General features: G+C 67.0%; 17 protein-coding genes. 7 read left to right on the top strand and 10 right to left on the bottom strand.

The window, feature by feature from the left end; translation table 11 throughout:
- Positions 1–64 precede the first annotated feature (64 nt).
- The gene (gene hrcA / locus HH212_RS10290) at positions 65–1,078 is read right to left on the bottom strand and encodes a heat-inducible transcriptional repressor HrcA (RefSeq protein WP_170202395.1); all 1,014 of its coding nucleotides are present in this window, start codon (positions 1,076–1,078) and stop codon (positions 65–67) included.
- A gap of 86 nt (positions 1,079–1,164) precedes the next feature.
- Entirely contained in the window at positions 1,165–1,884 is a 720-nt protein-coding gene (locus HH212_RS10285) for an HAD family hydrolase (protein ID WP_170202394.1), read from the bottom strand.
- 315 nt (positions 1,885–2,199) lie between these two features.
- On the opposite strand from HH212_RS10285, the gene HH212_RS10280 reads away from it, so the two are divergent.
- Positions 2,200–2,805 carry a hypothetical protein gene (locus HH212_RS10280; protein ID WP_170202393.1) on the top strand — a complete coding sequence of 202 codons (606 nt, stop codon included), beginning with the start codon at positions 2,200–2,202 and terminating at the stop codon, positions 2,803–2,805.
- A 15-nt stretch (positions 2,806–2,820) separates the two neighbouring features.
- Positions 2,821–3,495 (top strand): hypothetical protein, encoded by a 675-nt coding sequence (locus tag HH212_RS10275; protein WP_170202392.1) that lies wholly within the window; start codon positions 2,821–2,823, stop codon positions 3,493–3,495.
- 185 nt (positions 3,496–3,680) lie between these two features.
- Here the strand turns inward: HH212_RS10275 and HH212_RS10270 are convergent, their stop codons facing one another.
- From HH212_RS10270 to HH212_RS10250, 5 genes are all read right to left on the bottom strand, one after another.
- Positions 3,681–3,875: a hypothetical protein gene (locus HH212_RS10270; protein WP_170202391.1), complete on the bottom strand. Its 195-nt coding sequence runs from the start codon at positions 3,873–3,875 to the stop codon at positions 3,681–3,683.
- A gap of 229 nt (positions 3,876–4,104) precedes the next feature.
- Positions 4,105–4,887: a 16S rRNA (adenine(1518)-N(6)/adenine(1519)-N(6))-dimethyltransferase RsmA gene (rsmA, locus tag HH212_RS10265; RefSeq protein WP_170202390.1), complete on the bottom strand. Its 783-nt coding sequence runs from the start codon at positions 4,885–4,887 to the stop codon at positions 4,105–4,107.
- Between the two features lie 26 nt (positions 4,888–4,913).
- Positions 4,914–5,993: a 4-hydroxythreonine-4-phosphate dehydrogenase PdxA gene (gene pdxA / locus HH212_RS10260; protein WP_170202389.1), complete on the bottom strand. Its 1,080-nt coding sequence runs from the start codon at positions 5,991–5,993 to the stop codon at positions 4,914–4,916.
- Between the two features lie 4 nt (positions 5,994–5,997).
- Positions 5,998–7,467, bottom strand: coding sequence for a peptidylprolyl isomerase (locus tag HH212_RS10255; protein WP_229217658.1), 1,470 nt, complete (start codon positions 7,465–7,467; stop codon positions 5,998–6,000).
- 46 nt (positions 7,468–7,513) lie between these two features.
- Positions 7,514–9,871, bottom strand: a complete 2,358-nt coding sequence (locus HH212_RS10250; RefSeq protein WP_170202387.1) for an LPS-assembly protein LptD — start codon at positions 9,869–9,871, stop codon at positions 7,514–7,516.
- A gap of 371 nt (positions 9,872–10,242) precedes the next feature.
- Here HH212_RS10250 and HH212_RS10245 point away from each other — a divergent pair, with 371 nt between their 5' ends.
- The 4 genes from HH212_RS10245 to HH212_RS10230 are packed head-to-tail and all read left to right on the top strand — an operon-like array spanning position 10,243 to position 14,738.
- The gene (locus tag HH212_RS10245; RefSeq protein WP_170202386.1) at positions 10,243–11,301 is read left to right on the top strand and encodes an aminoglycoside phosphotransferase family protein; all 1,059 of its coding nucleotides are present in this window, start codon (positions 10,243–10,245) and stop codon (positions 11,299–11,301) included.
- Positions 11,302–11,312: 11 nt separating this feature from the next.
- The gene (murU, locus tag HH212_RS10240) at positions 11,313–12,077 is read left to right on the top strand and encodes an N-acetylmuramate alpha-1-phosphate uridylyltransferase MurU (protein ID WP_170202385.1); all 765 of its coding nucleotides are present in this window, start codon (positions 11,313–11,315) and stop codon (positions 12,075–12,077) included.
- Positions 12,074–13,420: an aminopeptidase P N-terminal domain-containing protein gene (locus tag HH212_RS10235; protein ID WP_170202384.1), complete on the top strand. Its 1,347-nt coding sequence runs from the start codon at positions 12,074–12,076 to the stop codon at positions 13,418–13,420. The genes murU and HH212_RS10235 overlap by 4 nt, the downstream gene beginning before the upstream one ends.
- A gap of 31 nt (positions 13,421–13,451) precedes the next feature.
- Positions 13,452–14,738, top strand: a complete 1,287-nt coding sequence (locus tag HH212_RS10230; protein ID WP_170202383.1) for an FAD-dependent monooxygenase — start codon at positions 13,452–13,454, stop codon at positions 14,736–14,738.
- Positions 14,739–14,869: 131 nt separating this feature from the next.
- On the opposite strand, the gene HH212_RS10225 is transcribed toward HH212_RS10230, so the two are convergent.
- The 3 genes from HH212_RS10225 to HH212_RS10215 all read right to left on the bottom strand — a co-directional run bounded on the left by HH212_RS10225 (position 14,870) and on the right by HH212_RS10215 (position 17,924).
- Entirely contained in the window at positions 14,870–16,327 is a 1,458-nt protein-coding gene (locus tag HH212_RS10225) for an NAD(P)(+) transhydrogenase (Re/Si-specific) subunit beta (RefSeq protein WP_170202382.1), read from the bottom strand.
- On the bottom strand, positions 16,324–16,686 hold the full coding sequence (locus HH212_RS10220) for an NAD(P) transhydrogenase subunit alpha part 2 (RefSeq protein ID WP_170202381.1): 363 nt from the start codon (positions 16,684–16,686) through the stop codon (positions 16,324–16,326). The genes HH212_RS10225 and HH212_RS10220 overlap by 4 nt, the downstream gene beginning before the upstream one ends.
- Before the next feature lie 122 nt (positions 16,687–16,808).
- Positions 16,809–17,924, bottom strand: a complete 1,116-nt coding sequence (locus HH212_RS10215; RefSeq protein WP_170202380.1) for a Re/Si-specific NAD(P)(+) transhydrogenase subunit alpha — start codon at positions 17,922–17,924, stop codon at positions 16,809–16,811.
- A gap of 268 nt (positions 17,925–18,192) precedes the next feature.
- Here HH212_RS10215 and HH212_RS10210 point away from each other — a divergent pair, with 268 nt between their 5' ends.
- Positions 18,193–18,681 carry an NUDIX hydrolase gene (locus HH212_RS10210; protein WP_170202379.1) on the top strand — a complete coding sequence of 163 codons (489 nt, stop codon included), beginning with the start codon at positions 18,193–18,195 and terminating at the stop codon, positions 18,679–18,681.
- Positions 18,682–18,691 lie beyond the last annotated feature (10 nt).

The raw sequence follows: 18,691 nt of genomic DNA, 5'->3' as shown, positions 1-18,691 counted from the left end.
AAAATGTTGCTTTTAAAAAAAATCAACGCCCGGGCCGGCCGCGCTCGGGAATGGGCCGGCGCCTTCAGGAATGGCTCAACGCGTTGGACAGCAGCTTGGCCGTGATGTCGACGATCGGGATCACGCGCTCGTAGGCCATGCGCGTCGGCCCGATCACGCCCAGCGTGCCGACGATCTTGCCGTTGACCTCGTACGGCGCGGTGACCACGCTCATCTCGTCCATCGGCACCAGGCTCGATTCGCCGCCGATGAAGATCTGCACGCCGCCGGCCTTGCTGGACATGTCGAGCAGCTGCATCAGCCCGGTCTTTTGCTCGAACATCTCGAACATCTGGCGCAGCGAACTCATGTTGGACGACAGGTCCGACACCGACAGCAGGTTGCGCTCGCCGGCGATGACCATGTCGTCGGTTTCCTGCATCGCTTCGCTGCCCGCCTCCACCGCGGCCTGCATCAGGCAGCCCATGTCGTCGCGCAGCTGGCGCAGCTCTCCGGACAGGCGCGTGCGCACCTGGTCGAACGACAGGCCGGCGAAGTTCTGGTTCAGGTAGTTGGCGGACTGGGTCAATTGCGCCGGCGAATAATCGACTTCGGTCAGCAGCAGGCGGTTCTGCACGTCGCCGCGCGGATCGACGATCACCAGCAGGATGCGCTTTTCCGACAACCGTAAAAACTCGATCTGCTGGAACGTCGACTCGCGCCGCGGGCTTTGCACCACGCCGGCGAACTGCGACAGCGAGGACAGCATCTGCGCCGCGTTGGCGATCACCTTCTGCGGCTGGTGCGCCGGCAGGCGCATGCCGGCCTCGACGGCGTTCTCGTCGATCTGGCGCACGGTCAGCAAGGTATCGACGAACAGGCGGTAGCCGCGCGGCGTCGGCACCCGCCCGGCCGAGGTGTGCGGGCTGGCGACGTAGCCCATCTCCTCGAGGTCGGCCATGATGTTGCGGATCGTCGCCGGCGACAAATCGAGCCCGGAAAACTTCGACAGCGCGCGCGAGCCGACCGGCTGGCCATCGGCAATGTAGCGCTCGACCAGGGCTTTCAGCAGGGTTTGGGCACGATTATCGAGTTTCATGGAGTGGATACCGGTAGGGAAGGCGGATTGCGCCGCCTTCCCGCATTATGCCCGTTCGCATCCCCGGTGTGCAGTCATCCGCGCAGTCATCCATGGGTGTGTTCGAGCCAGTCGAGCAATTCGCCGAAGTCGCGCACGATCGCGTCCGGCACCACGCCGTGTTCCAGGTGCGCGCTGGAGCCGGTGCGGTTCATCCATACTGCGCGCAGGCCGGCGCGCTGGGCGCCCTGCACGTCGAGCAGCACGTCGTCGCCGACGTACACCGCATCCTCGGGCGCCACGCCCAGTTCGCGGCAGGCGGCCAGGAAGATCGCCGCGTCCGGCTTGGCCACGCCCAGCTGGTGCGCCGCCACCGATACCTTGAAGTGGTGCGACAGGCCGATCGCCTGCAAGTCGGCGTTGCCGTTCGAGATCGAGCCGACCAGCACCGTGCCGTTCAACTGCTGCAGGCGCTGCAGGCCGGACAGCACGTCCTCGTACGGATTCACGGCGTTGCGCGCGTCGGCGAAATGCGCCATCGCCAGCTCCACCTTGGCGGCTTCCTCGCCCGCGTGCGCAAAGGCGTCCAGCAGGCCGGCGCGGCGCAGCCTGGCCAGGTCGAGGTGGAACTCGGGCTGGCGCGCCAGCAGGTCCAGGCGCGCCTGGCGCAGGCTGTCGATGGTGAATTGCCCGGCCACGCGCGGCGCATGCTTGCGCAGCCAGGCGAACAGGCTTTGCTCGGCCCGGGCGATCACGGGGCCGATCGGCCACAGGGTATCGTCCAGGTCGAACAGGATGGCCTTGGGCCAGGCGCGCGCAGTGCTCATGGATAAAAGTACGAAAGTGGAAGAAGCGGCAGGAAGAGCGGGAAGTCGAGCGGTCCAAGCATAGCGACGGCCGTCGCGAAAAGCAATGCTGCACGCCCGGTTACACCGTGATACAAAGGCAAATCGGGCCGCGGCTTGGCAAATGCACTAAAATGATGGGCATTTTTCTACTCATCGGTGCTGTTGCGCCTGCCTGCCGAGAAAACATGTGAAATTGGCAAACAGCCCGGCTGCGGTGCTGGAGCCGATGCGACACTGGTTGCCCGGCCGGCACGCCCGGTGCGGGCGCCGAATCCTGTCCCTATTGGAGAAGTCATGAAGAGTTCGATCCTGCGTGCCGGCGTTGCCCTGGCATGCGCGCTGGGCCTGGCCGCGTGCGGCGGCAGCAGCGGCGACCTGCCCCTGTCCGTTACCATCAGCGGCGTCACCAAGGATGGCCTGGTACTGCAAAACAATGGTGGCGACGACTTGGCGATCGGTGCCGGCGTGACCACCGCCACCTTCAGCAAGTACGTGTCGACCGACGACAAGTTCAAGATCGCGGTGAAGAAGGATGCTTCCGGCAAGGACGTCCTGCCGTCGAACGTCTCGTCATGCACGATCACCAACGGCGAAGCGCGCGCCAATTACTATACCTACAATCGGGCAATAGTGAGCTGCACCATCAATCAGCACGACCTGATCGTCGCGATCAACGGCCTCACCGGCAGCGGACTGGTGGTGCTCAACGGTTCGGACCGCAAGACAGTCAATGCCGGCGCCACCACCGTCACCATGGACAAGGTGAACGAAGATGGTCCGTACGGCGTCACCATCCTGCAGCAACCGTCCGGCCAGACCTGCACGGTCGCCAACGGCAGCGGCATCGTGGGAGCGGTCAACGTGACCACCGTCAGCGTCAACTGCGCAGCCAGCGCTTAACCCTTGGAGAAGCACATGAAGTTTTCCCTCGCGCGTGGCGCGCTGGTCCTGGCGGCATCGCTGACGCTGGCCTCCTGCGGTGGCGGCAAGGCCACCTTTCCAATCAATGTCACGGTGTATGGCGTGGTCTATCCCGGCCTGGTGCTGAGCACCGGCGGGCAGGACCTGGCAATCAGTCCGCCGGCCACGGCCGGCGCCGAAGTGACTGCGGTGTTTCCGAACCAGATCTCGTATGGCGACAGCTACGACGTGATCCCGAAAGGGCAGGTCCTCGATTCCACCGGCGCCACCACGGCCGTGGGCGCGCAGCCGAAGCACCAGACCTGTTCGGTGTATTCGACGCAGTTTCCGGCCAAGGCGACCGCCGGCCAGTTCGCGTCGATCGACGTGCGCTATGCCTGCGTGATCAACGGCTTCAACGTCGGCGGCTCGATCACCAACCTGACCGGCGATGGACTGGTGCTGACCAACGGCAGCACCGCCGGTGCCACCGCTGCGCCAGCGAAAGGGTCGACCTCGTATGTGCTGAGCCTCAAATCGGCTTACGGCAGCACCTACGGCGTGACCGTGCTGACGCAACCGACCGGCCAGACCTGCACCGTGACCAACAATGTGGGCACCATCGACGATGCGGTCGAGACCGCGGGCAGCGTCAGCAACGTGAACGTGAATTGCGTTAACAATAGCTGAGCAACAGCTGAGTATCGCCTGGAGGGTATGGCTGAGATATGGAAGCTGGTGATATCGACTATCATCAATAAAAATTTGACTGATATGCTGTCGTGCAGCATACTAACTCTTGTCTCCTCCAACTCTCCTTAAAAAGAATTGGATTTAAGCCCGCCCTCAAAAGCGGGCTTTTTTTTATCCACGATTCACAGGCGGGCCTTTTCGGCGGCGCTCAGGCGCTTGGCGGTGACGGTTATCACGGCCACCTGTTGCGCAGCGCTCGCGTTCTGCACCGTGACGTGCTGGCGTGGTGCCGGGATCGCGGCGCTGGCGTAGCTGGTGACGCCAGCCAGGACCACGGCGGTCAGGAAGATCACTTCCATGTGTTTGAGGACGTTCATGTACGGCTCCTTGGGTTTCGCTTCGTTCGTGAGGGACGCCTTGCGGCTGTCGATGGCGTCACTCTAGGCGCCTGGCCGCAAGCGATCCAGGGAGCTGCGACGAACGGCGAAAAACGCGGGATGGAGCGCAAAAAACGGGATTTTGCGGTGCAGCAGAGCTGGCGCGAACGAGGCGCCGCAGCACCGTCCCCCGCGCAGGCGGGGACAGTGCTGGAACGATGGGGGGGTTTTATTCGGTGACCGGCTTCAGGATGTTGGCCAGCGCGACATACTGCTCCAGCGCCACCGCTTCCGGGCGCGCGCCCGGATCGATACCGGCCTCGCCCAGCTGCTGTTCGGTGAACATGCCGGCCACGCAGTTGCGGATCACCTTGCGACGCTGGGAAAACGCTTTCGTCACCACCGCTTCCAGCGTGGCGGCGTCGGCGGGCAGGCGGCGCCGGGTCGGCACCATGCGCACGATGGCGGAATCGACCCGCGGCGGCGGATCGAAGGCGGTCGGCGGCACCACGAACAGCATCGCCATGTCGTAGCGCCATTGCAGCATCACCGACAAACGGCTGTAGGCCTTGGTGCCGGGCTCGGCCACCATGCGCTCCACCACCTCCTTCTGCAGCATGAAATGCTGGTCCTCGATCAGGTACGCGAACTCGGCCAGGTGGAACAGCAGCGGGCTGGAGATGTTGTACGGCAGGTTGCCGACCACGCGCAGTTTCTTCCCTTCCGCCACCGGGATCGATCCGAAGTCGAATTTCAGCGCGTCGCCGGCGTGGATCGTCAGGCGTTCGCGCGGATAGGCTTTTTCCAGGCGCGCCACTAGGTCGCGGTCGAGTTCCACCACGTGCATGTGGTCGAGCTCCTTGAGCAGCAGCGCTGTCATCGCCGCCAGGCCGGGGCCGATCTCGACCATGGTGTCGCCCTGGCGCGGGCCGATGGCATCGATGATGTCGTGGAGGACATGGTCGTCGGTCAGGAAATTCTGGCCGAAGCGCTTGCGGGCTACGTGTTTCATGCTTGTTTTTCTATGGTTGTGCGCGTTCAGGAAACGCGCAGGGTGCCGGCGCGCGCCAGCACCATGGCCACGGCGACGCGGATCGCCTCTTCCATGCTGCCGCAATCGGCCAGGCCCAGGCCTTGCGCGGCCAGGTCGAGCGCGGTGCCGTGGTCGACCGAGGTGCGGATCAAGGGCAGGCCGAGGGTGATGTTCACGCCCCTGCCGAAGGTGGCGTGCTTGAGCACCGGCAAGCCCTGGTCGTGGTACATGGCCAGCACGGCATCGGCGTCGCGCAGGTACTTGGGCTGGAACAGGGTATCGGCCGGATACGGGCCGCGCGCATCGACGCCGCGCGCGCGCGCCGCCTGCAGCACCGGTTCGATGACGTCGATCTCTTCGCGCCCCAGGTAACCGTTTTCCCCGGCATGCGGGTTCAGGCCGGTCACCAGGATGCGCGGCGCCGCGATGCCGAACTTGTCCTGCAGGTCGGCGTGCAGGATGGCCAGCACCCGGGCCAGGCTGTCGTGGGTGATGGCGGCGGGCACGTCCTTGAGCGCCAGGTGGGTGGTGGCCAGCGCCACGCGCAGCCAGGGCGTGCGCCCATCCTCCTCCACCCCTGCATCCGGCGCCATGGCGCCGGCCAGCATCATGACGACCTTCGGCGTGCCGGTCTTGTCGGCCAGGTATTCGGTATGGCCGGAAAACGCGATGCCGGCGTCGTTGATGGTGCTCTTCTGCAGCGGCGCGGTGACGATGGCGTCGAACCAGCCGGCCCCCACGCCCTCGACCGCCAGGTCGAGCGTGGCCAGCACGGCGCGGCCGTTGGCGGCATCGAGCGTACCCGGCGTCACGTGGGCGTCGAGCGGCACGTCGATCACCGCAATCACATCCGGGCCGAAGTGCGGCAGGCCGCTGTGGCGCAGCGCCAGGGTCGAGATCGCGGACAGGCGCATCGCCGGATCGATCAGGCTGGCCGTGAGCGCCAGGAAGGCGGCGTCGCCCACCAGCACGCAGCGCGCGTCCTGGCGCAGCGCCCAGGCGGCGCGGATCGCGATTTCCGGACCGATGCCGGCCGGCTCGCCGACGGTGAGCGCCAGCGTCGGGCGCGTGCCTGCCGTCGCCATGGCCTTACTTGTCCTCGCGGAACTCGACGTAGGCGCGGTCGCGGATCTGGCGGCTCCAGTCTTCCAGCGCTTCGCCGCGCTTGCGCTCGGTCAGCACCTGGCGCGCGGCCGAACGTTCCTTTTCCTTGGACACGTCTTCGCTCTTGCGCTCGATGACCTGCACGATGTGGAAGCCGAACTGCGACTTCACCACACCCGAGATCTCGCCCGGCTTCAAGGTCTTCATCGCCTCCTCGAGTTCCGGCACCGTGTCGCCGGGGAACAGCCAGCCCATGTCGCCGCCCTTCGATGCGTAGCTGTCCTGCGACGACTGGCGCGCGATGTCCTCGAAATTGGCCTGCTTGGCCTCGATCTTCGCCTTGAAATCGAGCAGGCGCTTGCGCACCTCGTCCTCGTTCATGGCCGGCGTCACCTTCATCATGATGTGGCGCGCGTGGGTCTGCTCGACCACGGCCTGTTCGGCCTGCTGGGCGGCGCTCTTGAGCGGACGCACATCGATCAGCTTGAGGATGTGGAAGCCGACGTTGGTGCGCACGACCGGGGTCACCTGGCCGGCCTTCAGCTTGCGCAGCTCGGTGGAGAACACCGTCGGCAGGCGCTCCGGCTCGCGCCAGCCGATGGCGCCGCCCTTGAGCGCATCCGGGGCGTCGGAGTAGGTCGCGGCCATCTTGCCGAAGTCGGCGCCGGTGCGCAGCTGGCGCGCCACCTCGTCGGCGCGCGCCTTGCGCGCCGCGATCTGCTCGGGCGAGGCGTTTTCCGGGATGCGCACCAGGATCTGCGCCAGGTCCATCTCGACGCGGTCGGCGGCGGCGGCCTTTTCGGCGGCCAGGTAGGTGTCGATCTCGGCTTCCGAGACCTGCAGCTTGCTGTCGACCTCGTGCTCGACCAGGCGCTGCGTCATGATCTCGTTGCGGATCTGCTCGCGGAACGCGGCGAAGGTCAGGCCCTCCTTCTCGATCTGGTTGCGCATCTCCTGCACGCTCATCTTCTGGCCTTCGGCGATGCGGCCGATGGCGCGGTCGAGCGTGGTGTCGTCGACGCGCACGCCCATCTCCTTGGCCAGCTGGATCTGGGCGCGCTGGGTGATCATCGATTCGACCACCTGGCGGCGCAGGGTGTCGGCATCCGGCAACTGCGCCTGGCTGGCGCGCGCCTGCTGGGTGATCTCGGCCACGCGCAGGTCGACTTCGCGCTTGGTGATGACTTCGTCGTTGACGATCACGTACACGGAATCGATCACCTTGGCGTCGCTGGACGCCGGCGGCAGGAAACCGGTGGACGGCTTTGCCGCGGCGGCGGCGGCCGGTGCGGGCGCGGCGGCCGGCGCGGCGGCGCCCGGCTTGGCGGCCGGCGCCGCGGGACGGGTTGCGGCCTGGGCCAGGACGTCGCCGGCCGCGACGGCGCACAGCAGCGCCGCCGCCAGCTTGATGTGGTGCGTTTTCAGTGCGGGCAGGTGCAAACGGGTGGTACGCATAGTCAGGAAAGCACTCATTTCAGGGTTCTAGTTGTCCAGGGCCCGGTCAGGGGCGGCCGACGTTGGAGTTCAGCCGGGTGTAGCCGGGAATGCTCTTGTTGAAGGTTTCGAGCGGGTTGCCGAATCCCAGGCGCGACAAGCCGTTGAGCTCGAGCTGGAAGAAGGCCGGCGTCGAGATCGTCTGGGAAGCGGTCACGAAGCGCTGCACGCCCATCCGGAACACCCAGCAATCGGCCTTGTACTCGAGTCCGACGAGGCTCTCGAGCAGCTTGCGGTCGCGCAGCGAATAGCTGACCCGGGTCACGCCGTACCAGCGCTGCGTCAGCGGCCACTGGCCCGAGATGTCGGCGTTGCGGAAACCGGTGGCGTTGCCGACGGTGTCGCGTTGATAACGGTATTCGACGTTGACCACCTTCATCGGCGCCGGCTGGTACTGCACGCCGTAGTTCATGCTGTACAGGCTGCGCGCCTGCGCATCGTATTGTACGCCGCTGTCGAAGCTCCAGGTTTCGGAAATGCGGCCGGAGGCGGCCAGCAGCGCGTCCGAACGGGTCACGTTCGGCGCTTCGCTGGTGTCCAGGCGCACGCGCGGATCGCTGAAATAATAGCGGCTGCCGACGGCCAGGCGCAAGCGCTCGACGCCGCTGCTCTCGATGAAGCGCGAGACGATGGCGGCGGTCAGCTGGTTGGCGTCGGACACCTTGTCGGCGCCGACGAAGCGGTTCTCGGTAAACAGCTGGGCGTAGTTGAAACCGGCGATGCCGGTGTCGAAGTTCGGAATCGCGCTCTGGTCCTTGTACGGCGTGCGCACGTAGAACAGGCGCGGCTCCAGCGTCTGGGTGGCGGCGCGCCCGAAGAACGAGGCCTCGCGCTCGAACACCAGGCCGCTGTCCAGCGAGACCGTCGGCAGCACGCGCGAGATCTTGCTGTCGGCGCCGCTGGCCGTGCTGTCCAGGTCGTACTGGGTGGCGTGCAGGATCATCTTCGGCGTGAAGAACCAGCCCGGACGCACGATCGGGTAGCTGACCTGGCCGACCAGGTTGGCGCGGTTGCCCTGCACCACGCCCTTGTCCGGATGCGAGAACGACACCGCCTCGGCGTCCAGCGCCCAGTCGAAGCCGCCCAGCACGTCGTAGCGGCCGGCATGGAAATTAATCTGCGGCAGGCGGTCGTACGGACGCGGCACCGTCAGCGACGGATTGGCGGCGGCGCCCGGGTCCTGCAGCACCTGGTAGCTCTGCACGCGCGCGATCAGGCTCCAGTACTGGCCATAGTAATCGGTGCGCAGCTCGCGCAGCAGCTGGCGCTCGGCGCTGGCCGCCACCGTGCGCGAGAAATCGGACGGGTACTGGTTGTCGGAGGCGCCGTGGGCATTCCAGCCGAAGGTCCAGCCCGGCGCCAGCGTCTGGCTGTGCAGGGTATCGATCCACCAGCGGTCGCTGTGCCCGAGGCCTTCGCTGCGCGCCATGCGGTCGTTCGGCATGTACTCGATATGCGTCTCGCCGCTGTACGGCCCGCGCCCGGTCTCGCCGATGTAGCGCCCGGTCGCGCCCAGCTGCAGGCCGCGGTCGAACATGTAGCGCGGGAACACGGTCAGGTCGCGATTCGGCGCCAGGTTGAAATAGTACGGCACCATCAGCTCGGCCGAACCCTTGGAGCCCAGGCCGATGGTCGGCGGCAGCCAGCCGGAGCGGCGCGCGCCCGACAGCGAGAACGACAGCGCGGGCGTACCGAGGATCGGCACACCCTTGAAATAGATGACGGTCTTGCCGGCGGTGCCGACGTCGCGCCCCTGGTCCAGGCGCAGGGTGCTCGATTTCAGGTACCACGACGGGTCGGGGCCGTCGCAGGTGCTGTAGGTGCCGTCCACCACCACTGCCTGGTCCTCGCCCAGGAAGTCGATGCGCGCCGCCTGGCCCTGCGCATTGTTCATGTGCAGGTGGTATTGCGGATCGAGCACCCAGCCCTTGCCGGTCTCCAGGTTCAATTCCAGGGCGTCGCCCTTGTAGCGGTCGCCGAAGCGCCACATGTTGATGTGGCCTTCCGCCGTGACCTTGTCCTCGACGCGGTAGTAGCAGGCGGTATCGGCGGTGATGCCGGTGGGGCCGCGCGTGATCTCGACGTCGCGCGCCAGGTTCATCTCGCGGTCCGGCCGGCCGCTGATTTCCTCGGCGCGCATGGTGACCGGCAATTCCTGTTCGTCGGCGCGCGTGGCGGCGACGGCCGCAGGCACCGGCAGCGGTGCCGGGGCAGAAGCTGCATCGGAAGCGGGAAAAGCGGCGGCGACCGCGGCCGTGGTGGCGGGCGCGGTCTGGGCGTGCAGCGGCCCCGTGGCCACGGTGACGAGGGCGGACAAGGCGACTGCGCGCCGCGGCGGGAAAGGAAGGGCCGTAATCCAGCTCATGAAAGATCGCGATGCACCATACAGGGGCGAGGTTGGTATCGAATTCCTTATTATATGGGAATATCTCAGCCACGGTCGCAAAAGCGCCGCCCGCCGGCGCCGCGCCGGGCATTGCCAACAAACCGCAAGCCATTGATTTGCAAGGCTTCTCGCCAAGCACGCAGATACAATTGTTACACCCGAAGCAGGATGCGACCGCCCGGCTCACGGCCGGCGCAGGAGGCTTTGAGGAGGCTCAACAGTAAGCCGGCCATCCGCGCCGGGGCCGCCCGATTGCGTCCGCATTGCCATGCTCAGGTGCATGCTCTACACTTGAACGTTACCACTTCGCCGTATTCACCCATTACCGACCGGACCCACCGGGACGCTTCATGTCTTCTCTGTCTCAACTCTCCCCTACCGCCGACGGGCAGGATGCCCGCCTGGCCCAGCTGACCGCATGGCTGGGCACCCTGGACCTGGTCGAGGCCGGGAGCCTGCGCCCCGCTTCGACCGATGCCAGCTTCCGCCGCTACTTCCGCCTGGACGTGCTGCCGGCGCTGCGCGACAAGCTCGGCGCCACCCTGATCGCCATGGACGCGCCGCCCGAGCGCGAGAACGTGCCGGCCTTTATCCACGTCGACGGCCTGCTGTTCGACGCCGGCGTCACCGTGCCGGCGATCGTCGCGCGCCAGGTCGAGGCCGGCTTCCTGCTGCTGTCCGACCTCGGCACCACGACCTACCTGCAGCGTCTCGACATCGACAACGCGCCCTTCATGTACTCGGATGCGATCGATGCCCTGATCAAGTTCCAGCAGACCAGCCAGCCGGGCGTGCTGCCGGAATTCGACCGCGCCTTCGTGCTGCGCGAGATGAATTTGTTTCCGGAATGGTTCGTGGGACGCCACCTGGGCGCCACCCTGACCGACGTCCAGCAAACCCAGTTGAGTAAAGTGTTCGAGGCGATCACCGCCAACGTGCTGGCCCAGCAGCAGGTCTTCATGCACCGCGACTACCACTCGCGCAACCTGATGTTCCTCGACCAGGGCAACCCCGGCGTGCTGGATTTCCAGGATGCCGTGTACGGCCCGGTGACCTACGACCTGGCCTCGCTGCTGCGCGACGCCTACGTCCAGTGGGACGAGGAATTCGTGCTGGACTGGGTGGTGCGCTACTGGCAGAGCGCCAAGCGCGCCGGCCTGCCGGTGAACCCGGACATCGACGCCTTTTATCGCGACTTCGAATACATGGCCTTGCAGCGCCACCTGAAAATCCTGGGCATCTTCTGCCGCCTGAACTATCGCGACGGCAAGGCCGTCTACATGGGCGACCTGCCGACCGTGCTCGACTACGTGCGCAAGACCGCCAACCGCTACACCGAACTCAAGCCGCTGGCGCGCCTGCTCGATTCCTTCGAGGACAAGGCGCCGCAGGTCGGCTACACCTTCTGAGGAGGCGCGCGATGAAAGCCATGATCTTCGCCGCCGGCCGCGGCGAGCGGATGCGGCCGCTGACCGACACCGTCCCGAAGCCGCTGCTGAAGGTGCGCGGGCGGCCGCTCATCGCCTGGCACGTATTGAACCTGGTGCGCGCCGGCATCCGCGACATCGTCATCAACCATTCCCACCTCGGCCACATGATCGAGCAGGAACTGGGCGACGGCAGCCGCTACGGCGCGCGCATCGTGTACTCGCACGAGCCCACGCCATTGGAGACCGCGGGCGGCATCGCCAACGCGCTGCACCTGCTGGGCGACGAGCCGTTCCTGGCGGTGTCGGGCGACATCTACGCGCCCTACTTCGACTTCGAGCAGGTCAAGGATGCGCTCAAGGACCAGGACATGCTGGGCAAGGACATCCCGCTCGACAAGCGCGACATCGCCTGGCTGTACCTGACGCCGAATCCGTGGCACAACCCGGAAGGCGACTTCGGATTGACCATGTACACGCTGTCCAACGACGGCGCGCCCAAGTGGAACTTCGCCGGCATCGGCGTCTACCGTCCCGAGATGTTCGAGGGCATCGGCGCCGGCGAATTCCTGAAGTTCGGCCCGCTGATGCGCAAGTTCATCGAGCAGGGCCGCGTGGGCGGCGAGTTGTACGAAGGCGAATGGGTCAACGTCGGCACCGTGGAACAGCTGGAAGCCCTGAACGCGCCCTTCGGCGCCCGCAAGGGCGGAGCGGGCAACAGCGGCAGCAGCGGCAGCAGCGGCGGCGGCGCCGCATGATGGACTACGCCGGCCGCCGCGCGCGCCTGGCCGCGCAATTGCCGCCTGGCGCCGTGGCCGTGCTGATGACGGCGCCGGAAGCGCTGCGCAACGGCGACAGCGACTACCCGTACCGTCACGACAGCTATTTTTACTATCTGACCGGCTTCGGCGAGCCGGAAAGCGCGCTGGTGCTGGTGGCCGCCGCCGGCGCGACCCCGGCGCGCTCGATCCTGTTCTGCCGCGAAAAGAACCCGGAACGCGAGATCTGGGACGGCTACCGCCACGGTCCGGAAGGCGCGCGTACCGCCTGCGGCGTCGACGCGGCCCATCCGATCGCCGACCTGGATGCGCAGATGGGCACATTGCTGGCCGATGCGCCGGCGCTGTACTGGGCGACCGGTGCCGACCATGCCTTCGACGCGCGCGTAAACGGCTGGGTCAAGGCGGTGCGCGCCCAGGCCAGGAGCGGCGTCACCGCGCCCGACACCTTTCGCAACCTGCTGCCGCTGATCGACGAGATGCGCCTCGTCAAGGACGCCGACGAACAGGCGCTGATGCTGCGCGCCGGCGTCATTTCCGGCCAGGCGCACGCGCGCGCCCTGCGCGCCGCGCGCGCCGGCGTGTTCGAATACGAACTGGAAGCGGAGCTGCTGTACGAATTCCGCCGCAACGGCGCCCAGTTCCCGGCCTATACCCCGATCGTCGCCTCCGGCCCCAACGCCTGCGTGCTGCACTACAACGCCAACGACCGCCGCACCCGCGACGGCGACCTGGTGCTGATCGACGCCGGTTGCGAACTGGACGGCTACGCCGCCGACATCACCCGCACCTTCCCCGTCAACGGCCGTTTTACACCGCCGCAGCGCACCTTGTACGAGCTGGTGCTGGCGGCCCAGCAGGCGGCCTTCGAGGCGATCGCCCCGGGCCGGCCGTACGCCGCCTTCCACGAGGCTGCGCTGCGCGTGCTCGCGCAAGGCATGCTCGACCTCGGCCTGATCCCGGCCGGCAAGTACGCCGGCGTCGACGAGGCCATCGCTGCGCGCGCCCACCTGCCCTTCTACATGCACGGCACCGGCCATTGGCTGGGCATGGACGTGCACGACGTCGGCGCCTACCGAGACCTGCAGCTGCCGGACAAGCCGTCGCGCCTGCTGCGGCCCGGCATGGCGCTGACGGTGGAACCGGGCATCTACGTGCGCCCCGGCGAGGGCGTGCCGGAACAATTCTGGCACATCGGCATCCGCATCGAGGACGACGTGATCGTCACCGACGACGGCTACCGCGTGCTGACCGCCACGGCGCCGAAGACCGTGGACGAAATCGAGGCGCTGGCCGGCAAGGCCCAGCCGGCGGGCGCCTGACGCAACATGCTGCAACACGATGGAAGCTGATATGACGACTGACCAATTCAACCCGGCCGACGGTGCGCCCGGCGCCGCCGCGGCGGCCGATGCCGCGGCGGCCGATGCCGTGGCAACCGGCAACGCGCCTGCCGTACCGCCGCTGCATGCGGACGTGGCCATCTGCGGCGCCGGCCCGGTCGGCCTGGCGCTGGCGGCGCTGCTGGTACGGCGCGGCATCGACGGCAGGCGCATCGCGCTGGTCGATGCCAGGTCGCTCGGCCAGGCGATTTCCGACCCGCGCTCGATCGCGCTGGCCTGGGGCAGCCGCATGCTGCTGGACGACGTCGGCGCCTGGGCGGCCGTGGCGCCGGCGGCCACGCCGATCCACCAGATCCACGTGTCGCGCCGCGGCCACCTGGGCCGCAGCCTGATCGGCCGCGAGGAACACGGCCTGGAAGCGCTGGGCTACGTGACCCGCTACGGCACGGTGGTCGACGCGCTGGCGCGCGCCTGCGAGCGCGCCGGCGTGCAGGTGCTGCGCCCGCAGCGCGTGAGCGCCGTCGAGGAGCGCGGCGCCGAAGTGGTGCTGCAACTGGACGACGGCCGCGCGCTGCACGCCGCGGTGGCGGTGCAGGCCGAGGGCGGCGTGTTCGGCGAACAGGCGGATAAATCGCGGCGGCGCGACTACGACCAGACCGCCGTCATCGCCCGCGTCAGCGCCGATGCGCCGGTCGCCCACCGCGCCTTCGAACGGTTTACGGACGAGGGTCCGCTGGCGCTGCTGCCGCAGGATGGACCGGACGGCCACCAGTACGCGCTGGTGTGGTGCGTGCGGCCCGAACGCGCCGAGCAGTTGCGCCAGCTGGGCGCGGACGCCTTCCTGCGCCAGCTGGCCGAGGCCTTCGGCGAGCGCGTCGGCAATTTCACGAAGGTGTCGGAACGGGCCGCCTTCCCGCTCGGGCTGAACGCGGACGCGCGCGTGACGGCGCGCACGGTGGCGATCGGCAACGCCGCGCAGACGCTGCATCCGGTGGCGGGACAGGGGCTGAATCTCGGACTGCGCGACGCGGCGGTGCTGGCGCGGCTGCTGGGACGCGCGCTGGCTTCGGCACCCGCTGCGGACGGCGGCGCCGAGGTGCCGCAAGCGCTGGCGCAGTTCGCGCAGGAGCGCGGGCGCGACCGCGGCGCCATCATCCGCGCCACCGACACGATGGCGCGCGCGTTCGCCGGCCGCGGGCCGCAGCAAGCCCTGTTCGGGCTGGCGCTGGCGGCGCTGGACACGCTGGCGCCGGCGCGCGCGCTGCTGGCGGATTTGATGATGTTCGGGCGGCGGTAAACGGTATATTGCGTTCTTGCGCGTGTCGCTCGAACGCGTGGACGGCTATACCACGGTAATCGAAACACCGGCGCGGTGACCGCCGTCCACGCGTCCAGCAATCGCCCGGACCGCCATGCATGCCATCGCCCCTACTCCACCGCCTTGACCATCGACTCGATCACCTTCTTCGCATCGCCGAACACCATCATCGTGTTCGGTTGATAGAACAGGTCGTTGTCCAGCCCCGCATACCCGGACGCCATCGAGCGCTTGTTGACGATGATGCTTTTCGCTTTATAGGCTTCCAGGATCGGCATGCCGGCGATCGGCGACTTTGGATCCTTGGCTGCCGGATTCACCACGTCGTTGGCGCCCAGCACCAGCACCACGTCGGTCTGGCCGAACTCGCCGTTGATGTCTTCCATTTCCGCCACCTGGTCGTAGGGCACCTCGGCTTCGGCCAACAGCACGTTCATGTGGCCCGGCATGCGCCCGGCCACCGGGTGGATCGCATAGCGCACCGTCACGCCGTGTCCGGTCAGCTTGTCGACCAGTTCCTTCACCGTGTGCTGGGCGCGCGCCACCGCCAGGCCGTAGCCGGGCACGATGATCACGGATTCCGCATTCTGCAGGATGAAGGCGGCATCCTCCGCCGAGCCGGATTTGACCGGGCGCTGCTCCTGGGCGGCGCTGCTGCCGGCGCCGGCCGCCTCGCCGCCGAAGCCGCCCAGGAGTACGTTGAAGAACGAGCGGTTCATGGCCTTGCACATGATGTACGACAGGATCGCGCCGGACGAGCCGACCAGCGAGCCGGCGATGATCAGCATCGAATTGTTCAGCGAAAAGCCGATGCCGGCCGCCGCCCAGCCGGAATACGAATTCAGCATCGACACCACCACCGGCATGTCGGCGCCGCCGATCGGGATGATGATCAATACGCCCAGCACGAAGGACAGCGCGGCCATCGCGATGAACGGTCCCCAGGCCGGCGCCGCGCCGCCGTCGAAGCAGAACGCCAGGCCGAGCGCGACGATGGCGATCGCCGCCAGCAGGTTGACCGTGTGCTGGCCGGGGTAGCGCACCGGGGCGCCCTGGAACAGGCGGAATTTGTAGCTGCCGGCCAGCTTGCCGAAGGCGATCACGGAACCGGAAAAGGTGACCGCGCCGACGAAGGTGCCGATGAACAGTTCCAGCCGGTTGCCGAACGGCAGCGCCGCCCCGCGCGCGGCGATGTTGAAGGCCCACGGTTCGGACACGGCGGCGACGGCGATGCACACCGCCGCCAGGCCGATCAGCGAATGCATGGCCGCCACCAGTTCCGGCATCTTGGTCATCTCGACGCGGCGCGCGGCGGTGGCGCCGATGGCGCCGCCCACCGCCACGCCCAGCAGCACCAATCCAAAACCCATGCCGCCGCCGGCGAGTTCCTGCTTCAATTTCAGCATCAGCGCGATCGTGGTCAAGACCGCGATCGCCATCCCGCCCATGCCGAAGGCGTTGCCGACGCGCGCCGTCGACGGCGACGACAAGCCTTTCAAGGCCTGGATGAAGCAGACCGACGCCACCAGGTAGAACAGTGTCACGGTATTCATGCTGATCGCGTTCATGCGGCCTCCCCGGCCTTGGCGGGCTTGGCGGCGTCGGCGGATGCCTGTACTGCGGCGCCGGCCCTGGCTTTCGGCGCCTTTTTCTTGAACATCTCCAGCATGCGCTGGGTCACCAGGAAGCCGCCGAACACGTTGACCGCCGCCAGCGCCACCGCCAGCGTGCCCGCCACCCGGCCGGCGAGGCCCTCGGTGAGGCCCGCCGCCAGCATGGCGCCGACGATGATGATGGCCGACACCGCATTCGTCACCGCCATCAGCGGCGTGTGCAGCGCCGGCGTGACGGTCCATACCACGTGGTAGCCGACGTAGATCGCCAGCACGAAGATGATCAGGTTGATGATGGTGTGACTGATTTCCATGCCGGTCTCCTTTTGTGTTCTCGACGTGCTCGCATGCTTCCGGTGTACGGGATCTTGTTGCTCCGTATGGGTTCCCGCCTGCGCGGGAACGACGGTTTTTTTGCGCCGGGACGACGGGATGCCTACTGTCGTCGGAATACTTGCCCGTCGGCGCAGACCAGCACCGCGCGCACGATCTCGTCCTCGCGGTCGACGGCCAGCCGGCCCTCGGCGTCGATGATCAGCTTCAAAAAGTCGAACACGTTGCGCGCATACAGCGCGGAGGCGTCGGCCGGCACCAGCGTCGCCAGGTCCGGTTCGCCGATGAGGATCACGCCGTGCTTGACCACGGTCTTGCCGTATTCGGTCAGCGGGCAGTTGCCGCCCTGCCCGATCGCCATGTCGACGATCACCGCGCCCGGCTTCATGGCGCGCACCGTGTCTTCCGCAATCAGCACCGGCGCCTTGCGCCCCGGGATCAGCGCGGTGGTGATCACGATGTCGGCCAGGCGGGCGCGTTCGTGCACCAGTTCGGCCTGCCTTTTCATCCAGTCGGCCGGCATCGGGCGCGCATAGCCGCCGGCGCCCTGGGCGATCTCGCGTTCCTCGTCGGTCACGAAAGGTACGTCGATGAACCTGGCGCCCAGCGACTCCACCTGTTCCTTGACCGGCGGGCGCACGTCGGACGCCTCGATCACGGCGCCCAGGCGCTTGGCGGTGGCGATCGCCTGCAGGCCGGCCACGCCGACGCCCATGATCAATACGCGCGCCGCCTTGACGGTGCCGGCCGCCGTCATCAGCATCGGCATGAAGCGGCCGTAGGCGTTGGCCGCCATCAGCACCGCCTTGTAGCCGGCGATGTTGGCCTGCGAGGACAGCACGTCCATCGACTGGGCGCGCGTGATGCGCGGCGCCGCTTCCAGGGCAAAGGCCTGCAGGCGGCGGTCGGCCAGCGCGGCCAGGGTATCGGTGTCGAACGGATCGAGCATGCCCACCAGCGCCGCGCCCGGCGCCATGAGGCCACGCTCGCGCGCGTCCGGCGCGCGCACCTTCAGTACCAGTTCGGCCCGGAATGCTTCCTCGGCGCTGCCGATGCGGGCGCCGGCGGCGGCATAGGCATCGTCGGGCGCGGCGGCGTGCAGGCCGGCGCCGGATTGCACGATCACGTCGTGCCTTGCGCAGAGTTTCTTGACGGTTTCGGGAGTGGCTGCGACGCGTGTCTCGCCCGGCTTCGATTCGGCCGGAACACCAATTTTCATGATGCCTCCGTAGAATTGATAAACTGTCTACAATCTAGCATGCAAGCCAGAAAAACAATGCGTGCCGGCGGCAGTAAATATCGATAAGTGGTTTTTCGTAAACAGACTGGCAATTGTCGTATCCAATGTGATACACACCCAGGACTATTCCAACTTTTGTCGTAACAGATCAATACCTTGGCCGCACAGAAAGTGTTGCGCTGCAACGTGCGCGCAAGCAACTGCCGTTCCGTCAAGGTAGAATGTCGGCTCATTTCCAAGGACGCGCATGACCCATACCTTCAGACCTTCGGTGACCGTCGCCGCGATCATCGAACGCGACGGCCGTTTCCTGCTGATCGAAGAGGAAACCAGCGACGGTATCCGCTTGAACCAGCCGGCCGGCCACCTCGACCCCGGCGAATCGCTGGAACAGGCGGTGGTGCGCGAGGCGCTGGAAGAAACGGCGCACGAATTCATTCCCGAAGGGCTGGTCGGCATGTACATGTCGCGCTATCACTCGAAGTCGCGCGGTGCCGACGTGACCTATCTGCGCTTCACCTTCTGCGGCAAGCCGGGACGCGATTTCGACCAGCCGCTCGACGAAGGCATCCTGCGCACCCTGTGGATGACGCGCGACGAGATCGCCGCCACCCAGGAACGGCACCGCAGCCCGATCGTGCTGCGCTGCGTGGACGATTACCTGGCGGGCAAGCGCACGTCGCTGGACCTGCTGTACACCGACCATTCGGTTTTCGATGGCGGACCAACTATCTGAGCGGACGTAA

Origin of the sequence: Massilia forsythiae (assembly GCF_012849555.1) — a bacterium.
Taxonomy (GTDB): domain Bacteria; phylum Pseudomonadota; class Gammaproteobacteria; order Burkholderiales; family Burkholderiaceae_D; genus Telluria; species Telluria forsythiae.
Note: the sequence above shows the minus strand (reverse complement) of the source record. Positions and strands in the feature narration are given on the sequence as shown.

Excerpts from the sequence above, each read along its gene's own strand:
- hrcA (WP_170202395.1), bottom strand. The coding sequence starts at position 1,078 with ATGAAACTCGATAATCGTGCCCAAACCCTGCTGAAAGCCCTGGTCGAG.
- HH212_RS10285 (WP_170202394.1), bottom strand. The coding sequence starts at position 1,884 with ATGAGCACTGCGCGCGCCTGGCCCAAGGCCATCCTGTTCGACCTGGAC.
- HH212_RS10280 (WP_170202393.1), top strand. The coding sequence starts at position 2,200 with ATGAAGAGTTCGATCCTGCGTGCCGGCGTTGCCCTGGCATGCGCGCTG.
- HH212_RS10275 (WP_170202392.1), top strand. The coding sequence starts at position 2,821 with ATGAAGTTTTCCCTCGCGCGTGGCGCGCTGGTCCTGGCGGCATCGCTG.
- HH212_RS10270 (WP_170202391.1), bottom strand. The coding sequence starts at position 3,875 with ATGAACGTCCTCAAACACATGGAAGTGATCTTCCTGACCGCCGTGGTC.
- rsmA (WP_170202390.1), bottom strand. The coding sequence starts at position 4,887 with ATGAAACACGTAGCCCGCAAGCGCTTCGGCCAGAATTTCCTGACCGAC.
- pdxA (WP_170202389.1), bottom strand. The coding sequence starts at position 5,993 with ATGGCGACGGCAGGCACGCGCCCGACGCTGGCGCTCACCGTCGGCGAG.
- HH212_RS10255 (WP_229217658.1), bottom strand. The coding sequence starts at position 7,467 with ATGCGTACCACCCGTTTGCACCTGCCCGCACTGAAAACGCACCACATC.
- HH212_RS10250 (WP_170202387.1), bottom strand. The coding sequence starts at position 9,871 with ATGAGCTGGATTACGGCCCTTCCTTTCCCGCCGCGGCGCGCAGTCGCC.
- HH212_RS10245 (WP_170202386.1), top strand. The coding sequence starts at position 10,243 with ATGTCTTCTCTGTCTCAACTCTCCCCTACCGCCGACGGGCAGGATGCC.
- murU (WP_170202385.1), top strand. The coding sequence starts at position 11,313 with ATGAAAGCCATGATCTTCGCCGCCGGCCGCGGCGAGCGGATGCGGCCG.
- HH212_RS10235 (WP_170202384.1), top strand. The coding sequence starts at position 12,074 with ATGATGGACTACGCCGGCCGCCGCGCGCGCCTGGCCGCGCAATTGCCG.
- HH212_RS10230 (WP_170202383.1), top strand. The coding sequence starts at position 13,452 with ATGACGACTGACCAATTCAACCCGGCCGACGGTGCGCCCGGCGCCGCC.
- HH212_RS10225 (WP_170202382.1), bottom strand. The coding sequence starts at position 16,327 with ATGAACGCGATCAGCATGAATACCGTGACACTGTTCTACCTGGTGGCG.
- HH212_RS10220 (WP_170202381.1), bottom strand. The coding sequence starts at position 16,686 with ATGGAAATCAGTCACACCATCATCAACCTGATCATCTTCGTGCTGGCG.
- HH212_RS10215 (WP_170202380.1), bottom strand. The coding sequence starts at position 17,924 with ATGAAAATTGGTGTTCCGGCCGAATCGAAGCCGGGCGAGACACGCGTC.
- HH212_RS10210 (WP_170202379.1), top strand. The coding sequence starts at position 18,193 with ATGACCCATACCTTCAGACCTTCGGTGACCGTCGCCGCGATCATCGAA.